The following is an 18205-nucleotide window of genomic DNA, read 5'->3' as shown; positions in this document are numbered from 1 at the left end:
GGTGATACACAATGACAAGCCTTTCGATGCTAATTACCTACCGAAAGGGCTTGCCATTCAAGACGGTATCTGACCCCCAAGCTTTTACAACTTATTTCATGCCTTTGATCTTGTTCTTGTCGTCGACGAACACGACCTTCGGCTGGTAGTCGCGGGCCTGGTCTTCCGTCATCGGCGCGTAGGTGCAGATGATCAGCAGGTCGCCCAGCTGGGCGCGACGGGCGGCGGCGCCGTTCAGCGAAATCTCGCCGGTGCCGCGCAGGCCAGGGATCGCGTAGGTGGCGAAGCGCTCGCCATTGTTCACGTTGTACAACTCAATCTTTTCGTTGACCCAGATATCGGCCGCGTCCAACAAATCCTGGTCGATACCGCAGGAACCCTCGTAGTTCAAATCGGCCTGCGTCACCGTCACACGGTGCAGCTTGGAGCGCAGCATAACTCGTTGCATAGACATCTTCTTCATCCCTCAATTAGTAAAAATTTAAGCTTTGCATCATAACAAACTGCCCTGCCGTGACGCGAGGCCGCCATCCTACCATTAGCGGCCAAGCGCGTCTCATTTCGCGCCGCCGCCGCCAACCCAACAACCACAGCGGCCACGCTTTGTGGCATATTGCCAACTAGCAAATAGGAATGCAGGTTGGCAGCAATGAGATTAACCCGATTATTCGCCCTCACCGGCGCCGTGCTGGCGCTGCTGGTGTGCGGCATGCTGGGGCGGCTGCTGTGGGGCGAGTGGCAACACTACCGCGCCGCGGCCAGCGGCCACCATACGTTGCAACTGATGCAGCGCGCCATGATCGCCGCGGAAAAACTCTCGTTCGAGCGGGGCCCGGTCAACGCCGTGCTGGGCGACCGCCTGCCGGCCGATCCGGTCTACCAGGCGCGGCTGCTGCGCGCGCGCGCCGACACCGACCAGGCGCTGGCGCAGCTGCGGCGCGAACTGGCCGCCGAACCGCTGTCGCCGACGCCGAGCGGCGCCCCGCCGCTGGCGCCGCTGTACCAGGCGCTGGCCGCGGCGCGCCAGACGGTGGACCAGCTGGCCGCGCTGCCGCCGGCCCGGCGCACGCCGGAGCTGCTGGGCGCCGCCGTCGAACGCATGTTCCGGCTGGTGCCGCTGGCGCTCGACGCCGTGACCGGCTACACGCGCGCCTCGGAACAAGTCTATCCCCGCATCGGCCGCATCCTGACCAAGGCCCGCCTGACGGTCGAACTGCGCGAGTTCGCCGGCCGCCTCGGCTCGGCGCTGACGGTGCCGCTGGCGTCCGCCCGGCCGCTGACCGAGAGCGACCACCAACGCCTGCAATTCCTGCGCGGCCGCATCGAACAGCTGCGCCAGCTGATCAAGATCCCCAGCGGCGACATCGACAGCGAACCGCGCGTGCTGGCGGCGGTGGCGCGCATGGACCAGCTGTATTTCGACGCCGGCCAGCAGCTGGTGGCGCAGGTCGAACAGGCCAGCCGCGCCGGCCGCGCCTACGGCATGGACACCGGCCAGTTCGCGCAGCGCTACGTGCCCTGCATGGCGCCCATCCTGGCGCTGCGCGACGTGCTGCTGGAGGAAGCGCAGGCGCAGGCGCTGCGCGACTTCCAGAGCGCGCGGCGCGAGCTGATGCTGGCCCTGCTGGTGGGCGCCGCCATCCTGCTGGCCCTGACCTTGCTGTTGCTGATCCTGCGGCGGCGGGTGGTGATCCCGCTGCTGCGCGCCACGCGCGCGGTGGTCCGGCTGGGCAACGGCGACTTCTCGCTGCCGCCCAGCGGCGCCCGCCGCGACGACGAGATCGGCGACATGCTGCGCGCGCTGGCGACGCTGCGCGCCAACAGCATGGACCGCCAGCGGCTGGAGCAGGAACGGCTGCACCTGATCGAGGAACTCAAGGTGCGCGCCGACACCGACTACCTGACCGGCATCCTGAACCGGCGCGCCTTCACGGCGGCCGGCAACCTGCGCCTGCGCGGCGCCAGCGAGCGCAATGAATCGCTGGCGGTGATCCTGTTCGACGTCGACCACTTCAAGTCGGTCAACGACTCCTACGGCCACGACGCCGGCGACCAGGTGTTGATACGCATCGCCGAAGTGGTGCGCGACGGCCTGCGCGACGGCGAGATCGTGGCGCGCTACGGCGGCGAGGAGTTCGTGGTGATGCCCGCCTGCTGCGGGATGGAGGCGGCGGGCGCGCTGGCCGAGCGGCTGCGGCGGGCGATCGAGCAGGAGCCGCTGACGCTGTCCGACGGCCACATCCTGCGCGTGACGGCCAGCTTCGGCGTGGCCGTGGCGCACGGCCCGCACGCGGCGCTCGACGACCTGTTCCACGCCGCCGACCTGGCGCTGTACCGCGCCAAGCACAACGGCCGCAACCGGGTCGAGCGCCAGGTCTAGCGCCAGGCCTGGCCTACTGCGCGAGCTTGTCGGACTTGGGCGGCTTCACCGGCGTAAAGTTCAGGTCGCGGAAGTCGTAGCTGAAATCGGTCTCCATCGAGATCGGCGCCATCTTCATGCGCTCGATGCTGGCGTCCGGGTTCAGCGCGAACGTCACGTACGCGTCGGCGTTGAAGTTGCGCTCCTTCCAGCGCACGATGAAGGTGTCGTGCTGGAAGTGCTCCAGCTCCCCCGTCAGGTCCGGCGTGCGGGTGAAGCGCAGGACGCGCTGCCTGCCCTCGGCGCGTATGGTCACCTTGCCGTACCACGGGTCTTCATATTCGCCGTCGTAGGACGCCAGCGGCAGCGACGGCGTCGACCTGGCGCTGCGCGCGCCGACCTCCTTGCCCTGGCGCTCCAGCTCCTCCCGGTGCGCCGCCGCTTCCTGCCCGGCGTACAGCCCGATCCAGTCGCTGGCCGGCACGTTCAGGTACTGGTCCAGGATGCGCCAGTACAGCGACGCCATCGCCGGGCCGTTCTCGGCGTTGGTCAGGATGGCGATGCCCAGCTTCTCCTCCGGCACCATCAGCACCGTCGAATAAAAGCCCTGCAGCGCGCCGCCGTGCATGGCGATCTTGCGGCCCTTGTAGTCGCGCAGGCTGAAGCCCAGGCCATAGGCCGCGAAATTGGGCTCGGTCGCGGCCAGCGCCGGTTTCGGTTCGCGGATGCGCATCGGCGTCTGCTCGGACCACAGCTCGTCGACCTGCTTGGCGCTGATCAGCTGGGTGCCGTTTTCCAGCTTGCCGCCGTTAAGCAGCATCGCCATCCAGCGCGCGATGTCCTCGGCGTTGGTGTTGATGCCGACCGCGCCCACCGCATTCTCGACCGGCATCGGCTTGACCACCGCCGCCTTGTCGTTGATCTTGCTGTGCGGCGCCGCGTAGTCGGACGTGGCCAGCATCTCGGCCACGCTGGTCTTGGTGCCGCTCATGGCCAGCGGCGCCAGGATGCGTTCCTGGATCGCCGCGCCCCACGGCTTGCCGGCCTTGGCGGCGATGATCTTGCCGGCCACGATGTAGAGCAGGTTGTCGTAGGCGTAGCTGTTGCGGAAGCTGGTGGCCGGCTTCACGTAGCGCAGCCGCGCGATGATCTCGTCGGTGCTGAAATTGGTGGCGGGCCACCACAGCAGGTCGCCCGCGCCCAGACCCAGGCCGCTGCGGTGGGTCAGCAGGTCGCGCACCGTCATCGCGCCGGTGACGTAGGAGTCGAACATCTGGAAATCCGGCAGGTGCCTGGTGACCGGATCGTCCCAGGCGATCTTGCCCTCGTCGACCAGCATCGCCAGCGCGGCGGCGGTGAAGGCCTTGGAGTTGGAGGCCACTTCGAACAGCGTCTTGCCGTCCACCGGCGTCGGCTCGCCCAGCTTGCGCACGCCGTAGCCGTTGGCGGCGATCACCTTGCCGTCCTTGACGATGGCGATCGCCATGCCGGGGACGTCGAAGGTCTTCAGCGCCAGCTTGACGTCGGCGTCGAGGTTGTAGACCGGCGCGGCGGCCAGCACCGGCACGGACACCGCCAGCACCAACAGCGCGGCGGCAAAAGTACGGGACAATGTCAGCATCGTTACTTTTTGAATTGTTTGTCGACCGCGCCCTGGGTGACCGGATGATAATGCTCGCGCGCCTTGGCGTAGAGCGTCTTGGCCCATTCCTTGTCGGACGGGTTTTTCAGCAGCGCGGTGTACAGCGGCACCACGAACTTCTGGCGGCCCACGCTCATCAGGAAGGTGGTCAGCGGTTCGCGCACGTTGTAGCCGGCCCGGATCGAGGCCAGGTAGTAGCGGTAGGCGATTTCGTTGTTGCCGCTCTTGCCCAGCGCGAAGGCCTGGTCCAGCTCGCGCAGCTGCGTGGCGTTGGCCTTGCCGTCGATATCGTTCAGGAAGTGCATCCATTCCAGCGCGATCCAGCTCTTGCCGTTCAAGTCCCGGGTCGGCAGCTCGCCCTTCAGCCATGCGCCGCGCTGCGCATCGAGCGCGGCCAGCCGCGGCGAGGCCGCGTGTTTGGCGCTGGCCGGAATGCCGGCGCCGTACAGCCACTCGTCCAGCTCCGCCTGCGCCATCACTTCGGGATGCGCGTCGAGCAGGTTCTTTTTCAGGTAGACCACGAATTCGTCGGTGGTGGCGGACTTGAACGCGTGCTGGTCGAACCAGCCGCGCAGGAAGGGATCGAAGATCTCGCGGCCGGCGCGCTGCTCCAGGGTGCGCAGCAGCCACGCGCCTTTCGGATAAACCAGGCCGCTGTCGGTGTAGCCGGCGGAGCTGGTGTCGGCATCGCGCGTGACCAGCGCCTGCTTGGCCGCCGGGATGGACGGCAGCGACGCCAGCGCCTCTTCCTGCTCCACTTGCAGGTTCATCTCCGCCACTTCCTCGCCGTACAGCTTCTCGACGATGCGGGTGGTGACGTAGGTGGTGAAGCCTTCGTTGAGCCAGAAGTGCTTCCACGAGGCGTTGGTCACCAGGTTGCCGGACCACGAGTGCGCCAGTTCATGCGCGATCAGGTCGACCAGGCTGCGGTCGCCGGCGATCATGGTCGGCGTCAGGAAGGTCAGGCGCGGATTCTCCATGCCGCCGATCGGAAACGACGGCGGCAGCACGATCATGTCGTAGCGCTCCCACCGGTACGGCCCATACAGGCCTTCGGCGGCGTCGATCATCTTCTCGGTGTCGGCCAGCTCGTAGGCGGCGGCCTCGATGCGGGCCGGTTCGGCGTAGACGGCGGAGCGCGGGCCAATGTTGCGCACCTCGATCTCGCCGATGGCGATCGCCAGCAGGTAGGACGGAATCGGCTGCGCCATCTTGAATTTCCAGCCGCCGGCGCCGGTCGATTGCTGGTTGTTCTCGGCGCTCATCAGCACCCGCATGCCGGCCGGCGCTTCGATGCGGGCGCTGTAGGTGAAGCGCACCGCCGGCGTGTCCTGCACCGGCGCCCACGAACGGGCGTTGATTTCCTCGGACTGGCTGAACATGAACGGACGCTTGCCGGACATGGTCTGCTGCGGCGACATCCATTGCAGCGCGGCGGCAGACGGCGCGGTGCGGTAGTACACGCGCACCTTGTGCGGCTGGAACGACAGCGCGATGCGCAGCGCCCGGCCCTTTTCGGCGTCCGGCTTGTCGAGCATGAAGGAGGCGGCGCTCCAGCGGCCGTTCGGATTGAGCACCTGCACCTTGGCGATACTGAGTTCGTTCGTGTCCAGCACCAGCGTGCGGGCCGCCGGGTCGATCCAGTTCAGCGTCAGCTCGGCGTAGCCGGCCAGGGTCTTGTGGCCAAAGTCGGCCTTCAGGTCCAGATACAGGTCGCTGGTGCGCACCTGGTCGTAGCGCGCGTAGCTCAGCGGATCGGCATGGGCGGCGCCCAGCGTCGTCAGGGCCGACAGGACGAACGCGGACAGGGTTTTTTTGATGGGCATGGTGGTCTTTTCAATGAGGTCCGAAGCGCGGAGCAGAATAGCATAGCCATGTATCGGCCATGTGTACGGCGTTGCACCTTATGCTATCATTCGGACCGTAAGTGGGGAGTAGTCGGCTTGCGCCTCCCCGGCGCAAGAACCTGTGTCAACATAATCGGTCCGCAGACCGTGGTGCAGGTGGTTGAAAAACTTGACGAGACCATGATCGAGGTGCGGCCATGATGGGCCGGAGTCGCGCCTGGATCATTGGTTAATCGTTCCGGCCCGCGTACCACATTCAAACCCATGGAAGCCTTCCTCGTCTCTACCGGCATCGTCGCCCTCGCTGAAATCGGCGACAAAACCCAGCTGCTCGCCTTCTGCCTGGCCGCCAAATTCCGCCGTCCGCTGCCCATCGTCGCCGCGATTTTCGTCGCCACCATCGCCAACCACGCGTTCGCCGCCGCCGTCGGCGCCTGGATCACCAGCCTGCTGGGGCCCGACATCCTGCGCTGGGTGCTGGGCCTGTCCTTCCTGGCGATGGCCGCGTGGACGCTGGTGCCGGACCGGATCGACGACGACGACATGCCGTTGGCGAAGTACGGCGTGTTCCTGACCACGCTGATCGCCTTCTTCATCGCCGAGATGGGCGACAAGACGCAGGTGGCCACGGTGGCGCTGGCGGCCCGCTACGACAGCCTGGCGGCGGTGGTGTGCGGCACCACCTTCGGCATGATGCTGGCCAACGTGCCGGCGGTCTACCTGGGCGACAAGATCGCCAACCGGGTCTCGCTCAAACTGGTGCATGGCATCGCCGCGCTGGTGTTCGCCGGGTTGGGCGTGGCCACGCTGCTGGGTGCAGGTTCCAGCCTCGGCGTGTAAGGTCAAGCACTATTTGCTCCGTTGCGTGTGTTACCGCACGGAGGCAAAATAATTAACAATCTATTATACTTGTCACTTGATTATTGGCAGGGGCAAGGAATGCGATTGATGAGCAAAATAGCGGCGCTGTTGTTGAGCGCCTCCGCGTTGAGCGTTCAGGTTTACGCCGCCGAGACGGCGCCGATGGCCGCACCGGCCACCGGCACCGTCTCGGCGGTCAAGCCGGTCAAGCCGGCCGCAGGCAAACCCAATATGGTGTCGGTGCCTGAGCCGGTGCACTACAAACTGACACTGCTCGGCATCGTGGTGCTGCTGCTGTTCGCGCGCACCAGCAAGCGGCGCGAACAGCCCTGGACCAAGTAAGCGGGCTTACTGCACGTTCAGCGTGACGTCGTCCACCAGGAAGGCGGTCGAGACCCTCGTGCCTTCCACACCCTCGAAGTAAATTCTCACCGTCTGTCCTTTGTAGGCCGACAGGTCGAAGCTCTTCTGCACATACGTGCTGCCCTTATTCAGATTCGAATACGTCGCCAGCGTCGCCAACACCGCGTTGGCGCCGCTGCGCACCTGCACCTTGAGCGTATCGTAGGCGCTGGTGGTGGTGGTCTCGCTGGACACCACTTTCAGCCAGAACGACAGGTTGGCGCTGGTGGCGCCGGCCGGTATCGTCACGTTCTGGTACAAGCTGTCGGTATGCGCGCTGCCGTAGCCATCCAGCTTGGCCTTGCCGCTGCCGGCGTGCGCGGCCTGCGCCGTGTCTGACGTGATGGCGGCGGCGCTGGCGGTCCATGAGGCGGAGCCGGATTCGAAGCCGCCGTTGACGATCAGCTGCGTCGGGCCGGGCGGCGTGCTGCCGCCGCCCGTGGTCTGCGTGACCCACACCGGCGCCGACCACAGGATGTTGCCGTCGTTCTGGGTGATCTTGGCGTAGTAGAAGTGCTCGCCCACGGCCGGCGTGATGGTGGTGCTGGCGGTGGCCGACAGCTGCGTCACCGTGCCGTTGCGCCCGGGGACGCCCTCATACAGCTTCACCGTCGCTACCGTCTTGCCGCTGCTGCTGGCGAAGTTGGCGACCAGGTTCAAGCTGCCGCTGTTGGCGAAGCGCTCGCCCATCACATGGCCGTTGGCGGTCAGGATCAGCTGCGAGGTCTTGTCCATGGTGGCGAACACCCGGCGCGCCTTGATGGCGGCGATCATGCTGGCGGAGCTCAGCGGGGTGCCGGTCGGCAGCAGCACGCCGGTGCGGTTGGTGTAGGACGCGCCCCAGTTGGCGCAGTGGTTGTCCTGGTCGGTGGAGAAGGCGATGTGGAAGCCCGCCTCCAGCGCCTTGTTGCAGGCGCTTTCGTAGGTGCTGCGGCCGGTCTCGGTCTCGCTGGTGTTGTTCGAGAAGGCCGAGGTGTTGAGCACTTCGCACAGCGCCATCGCCTGGTCGCCGTCGGCGCTGTAGCCGAGCGCCGTGCCGTTGACCAGGAACTGGCCCGACGATTCCGGATGGTTGAACTGGCCCACGTAGCCGCGCTGGCGCATCAGCGCGTACAGCGTGGCGTAGTCGTTCTTCGGCGTCAGCGTGTCGGCGATCAGCTGGCCGCCGCCGTTGCTCTCCCACCCCAGCAGCTCGGTGGTGTTGAAGATGTTCATATGGCCGCCGTTGTTGATCACGCCCCACTCCAGCCCATACATGCCGAGGAAGCCGGGGTGCGCGCTGTTGAAGTTGGCGGCGGCGGACAGGCCGGACTGGAACAGCGCCTTGGCGACGGCCGGATCGGCCGCGGCGTTGGTGCTGTCGGAGCCGTCGAACATGTGATTGTGCTCGGAGGCCATCAGGAAATCGAGGCCCTTGTTCATCGCGTACCGGTAGGCGTCGGCCGGTCCCAGCGCCGCGCTTTGCGGCGCCTGCGCGCCGCTGCAGCTGCCCAGCACACCGCCGCCGTCGCTGTGGTTGGTCTGGCTGTGCAGGTTGCCGAGGTAGACGGTGTAGGGCAGCGATGCGGTGGCGGCGACGGCGCCCTGCGCCACGCGGCCGTTCGCGCGCGCCGCCGCGGCGCGCACCGGCAGCGGCGCCGGCGCGGCCGATGTCGGCAAGGCTTTGAAGGCCGGCATGGCCTGCGCCGGATTGCGGCCCACCGAGATCTCCCAGCTTTGTTCGACGGCTTCGCCGCCGCTGACGGCCCGCATGCGCGCCAGGTAGACGCCGTCGGTCAGGATCAAGCCGTCGGCGCGGCCGTCCCATGCGATGCCGACGCCGACCGGCTGGCCGGCGAGGCGCTGCACGCCCTGCCACTGCTGCACCACCACGCCGTCGGGGCTGACCAGCTCCAGCCGCCATTGCACGTCCTGCTCGCGTTCGAGCAAGGGGAAGTCGAAGGCGAGCTTGAAGGTACGGGCTTCCGGCCGGTCCTGGTCGGCGCCGTCGGCGGCGAAGGGCGCGTGCAGCGTGGCCTCGAACTCATGGTGGTCCGCCTTGGACGCGTGGACCGCGCCCATCGCGCCGGAAGACAAAATCAACATCATCGCGAGCCGGGACAGCATCTTAGATTTGTTCATCACTTCTTTCTCTCTGCGGTTGGGTATCCAAAATTCTGGCAACTATGCATGACAGGAAGATGACGAACCAATTCGAATTTGCTTGGCTATTCAGAGGTCTTTGGAATAAATGCGGTGGCGCCTGGGGGCGTACGCGACAACGGCGCGGAGTTAATTTTCCGCGCCGTTGTAACGATGATGAAAATGTCCAGAATGGGACACTCTGTTAAGAATTGAACGTCGCCGGCACCAGCAGTTCGACCTTGTGGATGCTGGCGGTATCGAGCAAATCGATCGCCATGCCCAGCTGGCGCACGCCGTCCAGCGTCATGACCGGCGCGCCGGCTTGCGCCGACTTCACCACCCGGATCACGTACGACGCCGCGCCGTAGCGATAGGTCAGCGTGAAGTGCTCCCACTCCGCCGGCATGCGCGGCGCCATCGTCAGCTGGGTCGCGGTGCGGGTCAGGCCGAGCAGCGATTCCAGTATCAGCCGGTACATCCAGCCCGAGGAACCGGTGTACCAGCTCCAGCCGCCACGGCCGACATGCGGCGCCACGGCGTAGACGTCGGCCGTCACCACGTAAGGTTCGACCTTGTAGCGCGCCATGCCTTCCGGCGTGCCGCCGTGCTGCAAGGGGTTGATCATGCGCGCCAGCTCCCAGGCGCGTTCGGTATCGCCCAGGCGGGCGAAGGCCATCGCGGTCCAGATGGCGGCGTGCGTGTACTGGCCGCCGTTCTCGCGCACACCGGGCACGTAGCCGCGGATGTAGCCCGGGTTGGGGCCGGACTTGTCGAACGGCGGATCGAGCAACTGGATGATCCCCGAGTCGCGCCGCACCAGGCGCTGGTTGACCTGCTCCATCGCGCCGCGCGCCCGCACCGGATCGGCGGCGCCGGACAGCACGCCCCAGCTTTGCGAGATCGAATCGATCTGGCATTCCTCGTTGCTGTGCGAACCGAGCGGCGTGCCGTCGTCGAAATAGGCGCGGCGGTACCACTCGCCGTCCCAGGCGTTGTGCTCGACGTTGGCGGCCAGCTTGCTGGCTTCGCCGCGGCATTCGATGGCGAAGGCCGCGTCCTGCATCAGGTCCGCCACTTCGGCAAAGCGTTGCAGCACCTCGCACAGGAAGAAGGCCAGCCACACGCTCTCCCCCTTGCCATGCTCGCCCACCTTGTCCATGCCGTCGTTCCAGTCGCAGGAGCCGATCAGCGGCAGGCCGTGCACGCCGAAGCGCAGGCCGTTGCGGATGGCGCGCACGCAGTGCTCGTACAGCGTGCCGCTCTGGCCGGAACGGCTCGGCAGGTCGTAGTAGGAATCCTCTTCCGGCTTGACGGCGCGGCCCTCCAGGTAAGGCGCGCTTTCGCCCAGCGCACCGAGGTCGCCGGTGGCGATGACGTAGCGCCACGCGCCCAGCGGCAGCCACAGGTAATCGTCCGAACAATGGGTGCGCACGCCGCGATCGGAAGGCGGATGCCACCAGTGCTGGACGTCGCCTTCGAGGAACTGGTGGGCGGCGCACAGCATCAGCTGGTCGCGCAGCAACTGCGGCTGGGTGTGGATGGTCGCCATCGCGTCCTGCAGCTGGTCGCGGAAGCCGAAGGCGCCGCCGGACTGGTAGTAGCCGCTGCGCGCCCACATGCGGCAGGCGATGGTCTGGTACATCAGCCAGCCGTTGGCCAGCAGGTCCAGCTCCGGCTCCGGCGTGTCGATCCGCACCGCGCCCAGGGTCTGCTCCCAGTGCGCGTGCACGGCGGCCAGCGCCTCGTGCGCGGCGCCGGCGCTGCGGTGCTTCTGCGCCAGGCTGCTGGCGTCGGCGTTGCGGCGGCCGGCCACGCCCAGCACGAAGACGATCTCGCGCTCCTGGCCGGGCAACAGGTCGAACGGCACCTGGATCGCGGCGCAGGCGTCCAGCCCCGCGCCGATCTTGCCGGACAGGCGCGAGCGGCGCAGCGCCGCCGGCGCCGCCAGCGAGCCGTTACGGCCCAGGAATTCGCTGCGGTCGCCGGTGTGGGTGCGCAGCGTGGCGTCGCAGTTGAAGAAGGCCACGCGGCCGGTGAACTCGGTGTTGTAGGCGTTCTTGGCGAACAGCGCGCCGCTGACCGGGTCGGCCTCGGTGACGATGTGCATGCCGGACTTGGAACGCATGTCGCCCAGCACCCATTCGACATAGCCGGTGGCCGACAGGCGGCGCGTCACCAGCGAGTCGTTGCGCACCTTGAGCACGGTGTACTTGATCGGCGCGTCGATGGCGACGAAGGTGGTCATCTCGGTGGCGATGCCGGCCTCGCTGTGCTCGAACACGCTGTAGCCGAAGCCGTGGCGCGTGACGTAGCCGCCGTTGCCGCGCGCCGGCAAGGCGGTCGGCGACCAGAACCGGCCGCTCTGCTCATCGCGCAGGTAGAAGGCCTCGCCGCTGCCGTCGCTGACCGGATCGTTGTGCCACGGCGTCAGGCGGAATTCGTGGGCGTTCTCATGCCAGGTGTAGGCCTGGCCGCTTTCCGAGATCACGCTGCCGAACTGCGGATTGGCCAGCACATTGGACCACGGCGCCGGCGTGCGCCGGGCGTCGCTGGTGGTGATCACGTATTCGCGGCCGTCCGGCGTGAAGCCGCCGATGCCGTTTTCCAGCACCAGCTGGCGCGCGGCCGGCATGGCCGGGCCGGCGTCCGCATAGTCGCCGCGGTTGTCCACCATCAGCGGCGGCATGCGCATGGCCGGCGGGCCGGGACGCTTGATCTGCTCGGCCAGCGTGCCGCGGCTGTCGCTGAGGATGGCGCGCGCCACCGATTGCAGCAGGATGCGGTCTTCGTTGGCGATCTGGTCGGCCAGGCGCACGAAGATGCCGCCCGGACGGTCGATGGCCTGGGCGTCGATGCCGGAGGCGATCAGGCCCATGATCTGCTCATGCAGCACCTGACGGTAACCCGACTGGTCCTCGTACCAGATCACCAGGTCGACCACCAGCCCTTTCAGGCGCCAATAGGCGTGCGCCTGCACCAGCTGGCGCGCCAGCTCGATGTTGGCCGGGTCTTTCATCTGCAGCAGCACGATCGGCAGGTCGCCGGAAATCGCGTAGGCCCACAGGCCGGACTGGCCGCGCTGGTTCTTGATCAGCGTGGCGGCGTCGGCGCGCAGCGCGGCGTTCGGGTAGATGACCGAGTTGGCCAGGCGTCCGTACAGCTGGGCGTCCGCCTCGCTGGCGTTGAGCTGGCGCAGCACCACCTGGCTGTGGGTCCAGGCCAGCTCGAACACGCGGTCGGCCAGGTGGCGGTCCTGGTATTTGTCGATCAGGTGCAGCGCGGCGTCGCGCTGCTCGGTCATGCCGGTGACGATGTCGACGATGGCCGTCTGGTCCGGCTTGAGCGTGATGGTGTAGCGGATCGCCACCACCGGATCGAGCACCGAGCCTTCGCCGCCGCTCAGGGCGTCCTCGCCCAGCATCGCTTGCGGCGCGGCGGCGGTGTTGCCGCGGCCGATGAAGCGCGAGCGGTCGGTCTCGAACGACACGCCCGTCACGGCGGCGTCGTGCACCATCATCGAGTGCATCAGCCACGGCATGGCGTCGGCCGGGCCGCGCGGACGGCGCGTGCACAGGATGGCGTTTTCGTCGCGCAGGATTTCGGTCTGCACGAACAGCTTGCTGAAGGCCGGATGGGCGGCGTCGGCGGCGGCCGGCGCCATCACCACTTCGGCAAAGCTGGTCACCTCGATGGTGCGCTCGCGGTCGGACTTGTTGGTGATGCGGGTGCGGCGCAGATCAATGTCGTCTTCCGGCGAGACCACGATCTCCGTGTACAGGTCGATGTTGCGGTCGGAGCGGCGGAACTCGGCGCGGCCTTCGGAGAAGATCACCTCGTGCTTGCGCGGCTCGACCAGCGTCGGTTGATAGGTGGTGGACCAGAACTTGCCGTCTTCCAGGTCGCGCACGTAGCAGAAGTTGCCCCAGTTGTCGCGGGTGCTGTCCTCGCGCCAGCGCGTCACGGCCAGGTCCTTCCAGCGGCTGTAGCTGCCGCCTGAGTTGGTGACCATGACGTGATAGCGGCCGTTCGACAGCAGCTGGGTTTCCGGCACCGGGGTGCTGTGCTGGGCCAGCACGCGCATCGGCATGGCCTGCTCCGGCGCGTTGGAGCGGATCGCCGCCAGCTCGGTGGTGTTGGAGTAGAAGGCGCCCGCCTGCGGGCTGCGCTCCTGCAGCACCAGCAGCGTCGATTGCAGCAGCGGATCGGATTCGAAGCGGCGCTGCATCGGCCGGTCGTGCAGCAGGTAGCTCAGCGCCAGCAGTCCCATGCCCTGGTGGTGGACCATGAAGGAGCGGATCACCGCCGCCGTCTGGCCGCGCGGCAGGCGCGAGCTGGTGTAGTCGACCGCCTCGAAGAAGCCGTAGCGGCCCATATAGCCCAGCCCCGCCATCTTCTGCAGGTTGAGGCAGGCCGCCTCCGGCTGCACCATCAGGCCCAGCATGGTGGCGTAGGGGGCGATCACCAGGTCGTCGGCCAGGCCGCGCTTCAGGCCCAGGCCGGGCACGCCGAAGGCGCGGTACTGGTAATTGAGGCTGGCGTCGACGGTGTTGTAGCCGGACTCGGAGATCCCCCACGGCACGTTGCGGCGCTTGCCGTAGTCGATCTGGGCGTCGATCACCGCGTGGTAGGTATGGTCGAGCAGCGTGCTCGGATAGTTGGGCATCACCAGCAGCGGCATCAGGTACTCGAACATCGAGCCGCTCCAGGACAGCAGCACCGGCTTGCCGGCGACGATGCACAGCTGGCGGCCCAGCGCGAACCAGTGCTCCTGCGGCAGCTGGCCCTGGGCGATGGCGACGAAGCTGGCCAGCCGCACTTCCGACGCCAGCAGGTCGTAGTAGCTGGCGTCCAGGCGGCGCTCGCTGACGTTGTAGCCGATCGCCAGCAGGTTGGTGGTGGCGTTGTACAGGAAGCCATATTCCATCTGGGCGTGGGCGCCGCAGCGCTGCGCCAGCTCGGCCAGCTCGCGCATCCGTTCGTGCGCGGCGGCGGCGCCCCGCGCGCACAGGCCGGCCAGCGCCAGTTGGCGCTCGCGCTCGGCCGGGGCCAGGTCGTTGGCCAGCACGGCGTCGGCGTGGTTGATCATGGCGGCCAGCTCGCGCAGCGTCGGCACGCGGGCCAGGCTGGTGTCGAACACCGCGTCCGCCGGCAGGTCGAGCCACGGCGCCAGCAGCGCCAGTTCCGCCTGCGCCGCCTGGCATTGCTGCGTCAGCGAGGTGTGCCACATGGCCGCTTCGCCGTGCGCTTCGGCCGGCGCCTGGAATGCCGCGGCGGCGGCGCTCACGCGGGCCAGCCAGGCTTGCAGTTGCTGCAGGTTGCCGGCGTCCGGCGCCGGCGCCAGCGCCGCCAGCAAGGCGTCCGGCTGCTCGGTGTCGGCGGCGCCTGCCAGCGCTTCCTGCAGCACGCGGCAGGTGGCGACGATGCCGTCCACCGTTTGCGGTCCCAGGATCGGCTGGTCGTACAGGCCGGTCAGGCCGGCCTGCAAGGTGAGCAGGTGGCCGGCCAGGTTGCCGCTGTCGACGGTGGAGATGTAGATCGGGTGCAGCGGCTTGAGCGTCTGCGTGTCGTACCAGTTGTAGAAGTGGCCCTGGTGGCGTTCCAGCTGGTCCATCGTGGCCAGCGTGTTGGCGGTGCGCGCCATCAGCTGGCCGATGCCGATGTAGCCGAAATCGCTGGCGCTCAGGTTGGCCAGCAGCGCCATGCCGATGTTGGTGGGCGAGGTGCGGTGCGCCACCACGTGCGCCGGGTGCTCCTGCATGTTATCGGGCGGCAGCCAGTTGTCGTCCGGGCCGACGTAGCGGTCGAAGTAGGCCCAGGTGCGGCGCGCCAGCTGGTGCAGGAAGCGGTGCTGCTCCGGCGTCAGCTGGGCGTGGCGGCGCGCGATCGGGCGGCTGATCCGCTCGGCCACGGCCGGCGCCAGCAGCCACGCCAGCAGGAACAGCGCGGCCGGCGCCAGGCTGACCGGGCGCCAGCCCCACAGCGCGCCGCCGACGAACAGCGCCAGCACCGGCGACACCCACATGGTGCGCCAGACGCCGACCACGCCGTCCGCCGCGCGCGACAGCGCCGAGGCGCGCCACTCCAGCAGGTGCTGGTGCGAGACCAGCATGCGCCAGGCGCTGCGCAGGATGGCGTCCAGGCTGAACCAGGCTTCGTAGGGCAGGAACACCAGCATCAGGATGGCGTGCGCGAACTGCATGCCGCCGCGCCGCAGCGCGGCCCGTATGTGCTGGCTCCACAAGGTGTCCTCGGGGCGGCGCAGCAGGTCGTGCAGAGTGCTGACCACCGGCGGCACGAAGATCACGGCCAGCACGGCGGCGGTCCACAGCCACGGGTCCGGCAGCCAGCGCCAGGCGGTGATCAGCGACAGCACCAGCGCCGGCGCGGTCAGGCTGCGGCGCAGGTTGTCGAACAGCTTCCAGCGCGACAGCAGCGACAGCGGATTGCGTTCGCGCTTGCGGTTCGGCGCCGGCACGCGGCCGAACACCCACGAGGCCAGTTGCCAGTCGCCGCGGATCCAGCGCTGGCGGCGGCTGACGTCGTCGCTGTAGCGGGCCGGATAGGCTTCGTACAACTGGGCGTCGCTCAGCAGGCCGGCGCGCAGGTAACAGCCTTCCAGCAGGTCGTGGCTGAGGATGCGGTTGTCCGGCAGGCGGTTCCCCAGCACCTGCTCGAACACGTCGACATCGTAGATGCCCTTGCCGATGAAGGAGCCTTCGAAGAACACGTCCTGGTAGACGTCGGAGACGGTGCGGGTGTAGGGATCGATGCCCGGCTCGCCGCCGCACAGTTTTTCGTACAGCGAGGCGTTCTCGCTCGGCAGGCTGACCGTCACCCGCGGCTGCAGGATGCCGTAGCCTTCCACCACGCGGCCGCGCGCGCTGTCGATGCGCGGCTGGTTCAGCGGGTGCTGCATGGTGGCGATGAACTGCGCCGCGGCGTCGCGCGGCAGCTGGGTGTCGGTGTCGAGCGTGATGACGTACTTGACGCCTTCCAGTTGGCCGATGTCGCCCACCACCACGCTGAACTTGTCGCGCGCGCCGCCGCGCAGGAAGCGGTTCAGCTCCTGCAGCTTGCCGCGTTTGCGCTCATCGCCCATCCACACGTTTTCCTGCGGATTCCAGCGGCGCGGCCGGTGCAGCAGCAGGAACGGCGCGGCCGGGTCGCCGTTCGGATGGCTGGCGTATTTGCGGTTCAGTTGTCCGATGCAGCGGTGCATCTGCTCGACCAGCGCGGCGTCCCCCGGCAGGGTTTCGGCGGCGGCGTCGGCGAAGTCGGTCAACAGGCAGAACACCAGGTTGGGATCGCGGTTGGCCAGGAAGCGCACCTCCAGCTGCTCGCACAGGTCGGCGATGTTCTGCTGGCTGTAGACCAGCGTCGGCACCACCACGATGGCGCGGGCTTCGGCCGGCACGCCGTCGCGGAAGTCCATGCGCGGCAGCGGGTTGGGACGGGTCACCAGGGTGGCGATCCAGTTCACCAGGCTGAGCGCCAGCTGGCTGCTGCCCAGCAGCGCCAGCACGCCGAGCAGCACGATCACCGCGCCGTTGACGCCGTTGTGCGCGGCGCGTTCCAGCAGCAGCGCGGTCGACACCAGCGCGATGGCGGCGATGGCGCCCAGGTAGGAGGTCAGCGGCGAGGCGCGCGAGGTTTGCTGCAAGGCCTCCAGCCACGGCCGGCGCATGCCGGTCTGTTTTTCCAGCGCGGCCAGGCCGCCGCCGATCAGGTAGAAACCGACGTGGCCGTGGCGGGCGTCGCCGCCTTCGTAGTGGGCCTGCGCCAGCTGCAAGGCTTGCTGCGCCACTTCCAGTTCCGAGTAGCGCGAGCGCTTGGCGATTTTCTCGATCGCGTGGCGGTACTGGTCGCGGGTGGCGAATTCCATGCGGCCGTAGATGGCGGCCGGGTCCTGGCGCAAGGTCTGTTCGACCACGCTCATGGTCTCGACGAACTCCTGCCAGTCCATGGTGCCGAGGAAGCGCAGGCTGCCGATGCTGTTGGAGATCGAGACCTGCTCGGCCGCCTGCTGCTGGATCTCGGCCTGGATCTGCTGCTCGATGGTCTGGTCCGACTCGGCCAGGCGGTGCGTGATCCACGACAGCGCCAGGGTCAGCGCCGGGCTTTGTCCCTGCAGGCGGCGCGCCAGTTCGGCCACGAAGGCGCTGCTGATCGGCGGATTGGAACGGGCCATGTCGGCCACCATCAGTATCAGGCCGCTGGGATTCTTCTCGGCGACGTCGGTCATCTGGTCGGCCCAGCTGTTGGCCAGGTCGCGGTGGCTGCGGTTGTCGGCCACGCGCGCGGCCACGCGGCGCAGGTTCTCGATCAGCGCCAGGCGCAGCATGATGGGGATGGCCCACAGCTCGCCCAGTTTGAGGCTGGCCACTTCCTGGTAGGCGTCGACGAAGCGGCACAGCGATTCGGGATCGACGCGGCCGTCGCCGTGCGAGATGATTTCCAGCGCGATCTTGTAGACCCGCGGCGTGCCCTCCGGCGCGCCCTTGCCCAGGCGCGGCAGCTGCTTGCTGTAGTCCTTGGGCAGGTGGCGGCGGGCGATGCGGATCTGGTCTTCGATCAGGTAGAAGTTGTCCAGCAGCCATTCGGAGGCGGGCGTGATCTGGCGGCCGGCCTTGACGGCGGCGGTCAGCTCGTCGCAGGTGGCGTCGATGACGGCGGCGTTCTCGGTCAGCCGCGCCAGCAGGCGGTCGCGGCCGCCGCGCTTGCTCAGTTCGTGATGCGTGGCCAGCGTCTTGCCGTGCGCGGCCATCTGGGCCGCGCTGAAGAGTTCGGCGCGCAGCGGCAGGTCTTCGTCGTCGGCGTCGGACAGCAGGGAGCCGGAGGGAGATTCGCGGAAGCCCAGCGTGAGCTCGGGCATGAGGGGGGCGGGCTTGTTCAACGGTGTACCTCGTTTTGATTCTGCGAATAGGAAATTATCTGCCTAGGCATCCTACGGGGGCGCACGGCTGGCGACTG

General features: G+C 67.7%; 8 protein-coding genes and 1 riboswitch. Of the genes, 3 read left to right on the top strand and 5 right to left on the bottom strand.

Annotated features, from left to right (window positions below; translation table 11 throughout):
• Positions 1-91 precede the first annotated feature (91 nt).
• Positions 92-448 carry an aspartate 1-decarboxylase gene (panD, locus tag AC1RMD_RS30130; protein ID WP_492932352.1) on the bottom strand — a complete coding sequence of 119 codons (357 nt, stop codon included), beginning with the start codon at positions 446-448 and terminating at the stop codon, positions 92-94.
• A 201-nt stretch (positions 449-649) separates the two neighbouring features.
• Here panD and AC1RMD_RS30125 point away from each other — a divergent pair, with 201 nt between their 5' ends.
• A complete protein-coding gene (locus AC1RMD_RS30125) occupies positions 650-2380 on the top strand; it encodes a GGDEF domain-containing protein (protein WP_492932350.1) in 1731 nt (576 codons plus the stop codon).
• Between the two features lie 13 nt (positions 2381-2393).
• Here the strand turns inward: AC1RMD_RS30125 and AC1RMD_RS30120 are convergent, their stop codons facing one another.
• Complete coding sequence (locus AC1RMD_RS30120; RefSeq protein WP_492932348.1) at positions 2394-3980, bottom strand: serine hydrolase; 1587 nt, start codon at positions 3978-3980, stop codon at positions 2394-2396.
• Positions 3981-3982: 2 nt separating this feature from the next.
• Positions 3983-5827 carry a M1 family metallopeptidase gene (locus AC1RMD_RS30115; RefSeq protein WP_492932346.1) on the bottom strand — a complete coding sequence of 615 codons (1845 nt, stop codon included), beginning with the start codon at positions 5825-5827 and terminating at the stop codon, positions 3983-3985.
• Positions 5828-5918: 91 nt separating this feature from the next.
• Positions 5919-6091: riboswitch (yybP-ykoY riboswitch) on the top strand.
• A gap of 21 nt (positions 6092-6112) precedes the next feature.
• Here AC1RMD_RS30115 and AC1RMD_RS30110 point away from each other — a divergent pair.
• On the top strand, positions 6113-6688 hold the full coding sequence (locus AC1RMD_RS30110) for a TMEM165/GDT1 family protein (RefSeq protein WP_492932344.1): 576 nt from the start codon (positions 6113-6115) through the stop codon (positions 6686-6688).
• A 108-nt stretch (positions 6689-6796) separates the two neighbouring features.
• Complete coding sequence (locus AC1RMD_RS30105) at positions 6797-7051, top strand: hypothetical protein (RefSeq protein ID WP_492932342.1); 255 nt, start codon at positions 6797-6799, stop codon at positions 7049-7051.
• A 6-nt stretch (positions 7052-7057) separates the two neighbouring features.
• Here AC1RMD_RS30105 and AC1RMD_RS30100 read toward each other — a convergent pair whose 3' ends face one another.
• The gene (locus AC1RMD_RS30100) at positions 7058-9232 is read right to left on the bottom strand and encodes a CehA/McbA family metallohydrolase (RefSeq protein ID WP_492932340.1); all 2175 of its coding nucleotides are present in this window, start codon (positions 9230-9232) and stop codon (positions 7058-7060) included.
• A gap of 205 nt (positions 9233-9437) precedes the next feature.
• Positions 9438-18107 (bottom strand): glycoside hydrolase family 94 protein, encoded by an 8670-nt coding sequence (locus AC1RMD_RS30095; protein ID WP_492932354.1) that lies wholly within the window; start codon positions 18105-18107, stop codon positions 9438-9440.
• Between the last annotated feature and the right edge of the window lie 98 nt (positions 18108-18205).

The sequence above is a fragment of the Duganella sp. GW822-FHT06D06 genome (assembly GCF_058799615.1).
This window is presented reverse-complemented; position numbering and strand designations above follow the sequence as displayed.

What these genes read in the sequence shown, in the direction of transcription:
- panD (WP_492932352.1), bottom strand. Translation starts at nt 448, where the DNA reads ATGCAACGAGTTATGCTGCGCTCCAAGCTGCACCGTGTGACGGTGACG.
- AC1RMD_RS30125 (WP_492932350.1), top strand. Translation starts at nt 650, where the DNA reads ATGAGATTAACCCGATTATTCGCCCTCACCGGCGCCGTGCTGGCGCTG.
- AC1RMD_RS30120 (WP_492932348.1), bottom strand. Translation starts at nt 3,980, where the DNA reads ATGCTGACATTGTCCCGTACTTTTGCCGCCGCGCTGTTGGTGCTGGCG.
- AC1RMD_RS30115 (WP_492932346.1), bottom strand. Translation starts at nt 5,827, where the DNA reads ATGCCCATCAAAAAAACCCTGTCCGCGTTCGTCCTGTCGGCCCTGACG.
- AC1RMD_RS30110 (WP_492932344.1), top strand. Translation starts at nt 6,113, where the DNA reads ATGGAAGCCTTCCTCGTCTCTACCGGCATCGTCGCCCTCGCTGAAATC.
- AC1RMD_RS30105 (WP_492932342.1), top strand. Translation starts at nt 6,797, where the DNA reads ATGAGCAAAATAGCGGCGCTGTTGTTGAGCGCCTCCGCGTTGAGCGTT.
- AC1RMD_RS30100 (WP_492932340.1), bottom strand. Translation starts at nt 9,232, where the DNA reads ATGAACAAATCTAAGATGCTGTCCCGGCTCGCGATGATGTTGATTTTG.
- AC1RMD_RS30095 (WP_492932354.1), bottom strand. Translation starts at nt 18,107, where the DNA reads ATGCCCGAGCTCACGCTGGGCTTCCGCGAATCTCCCTCCGGCTCCCTG.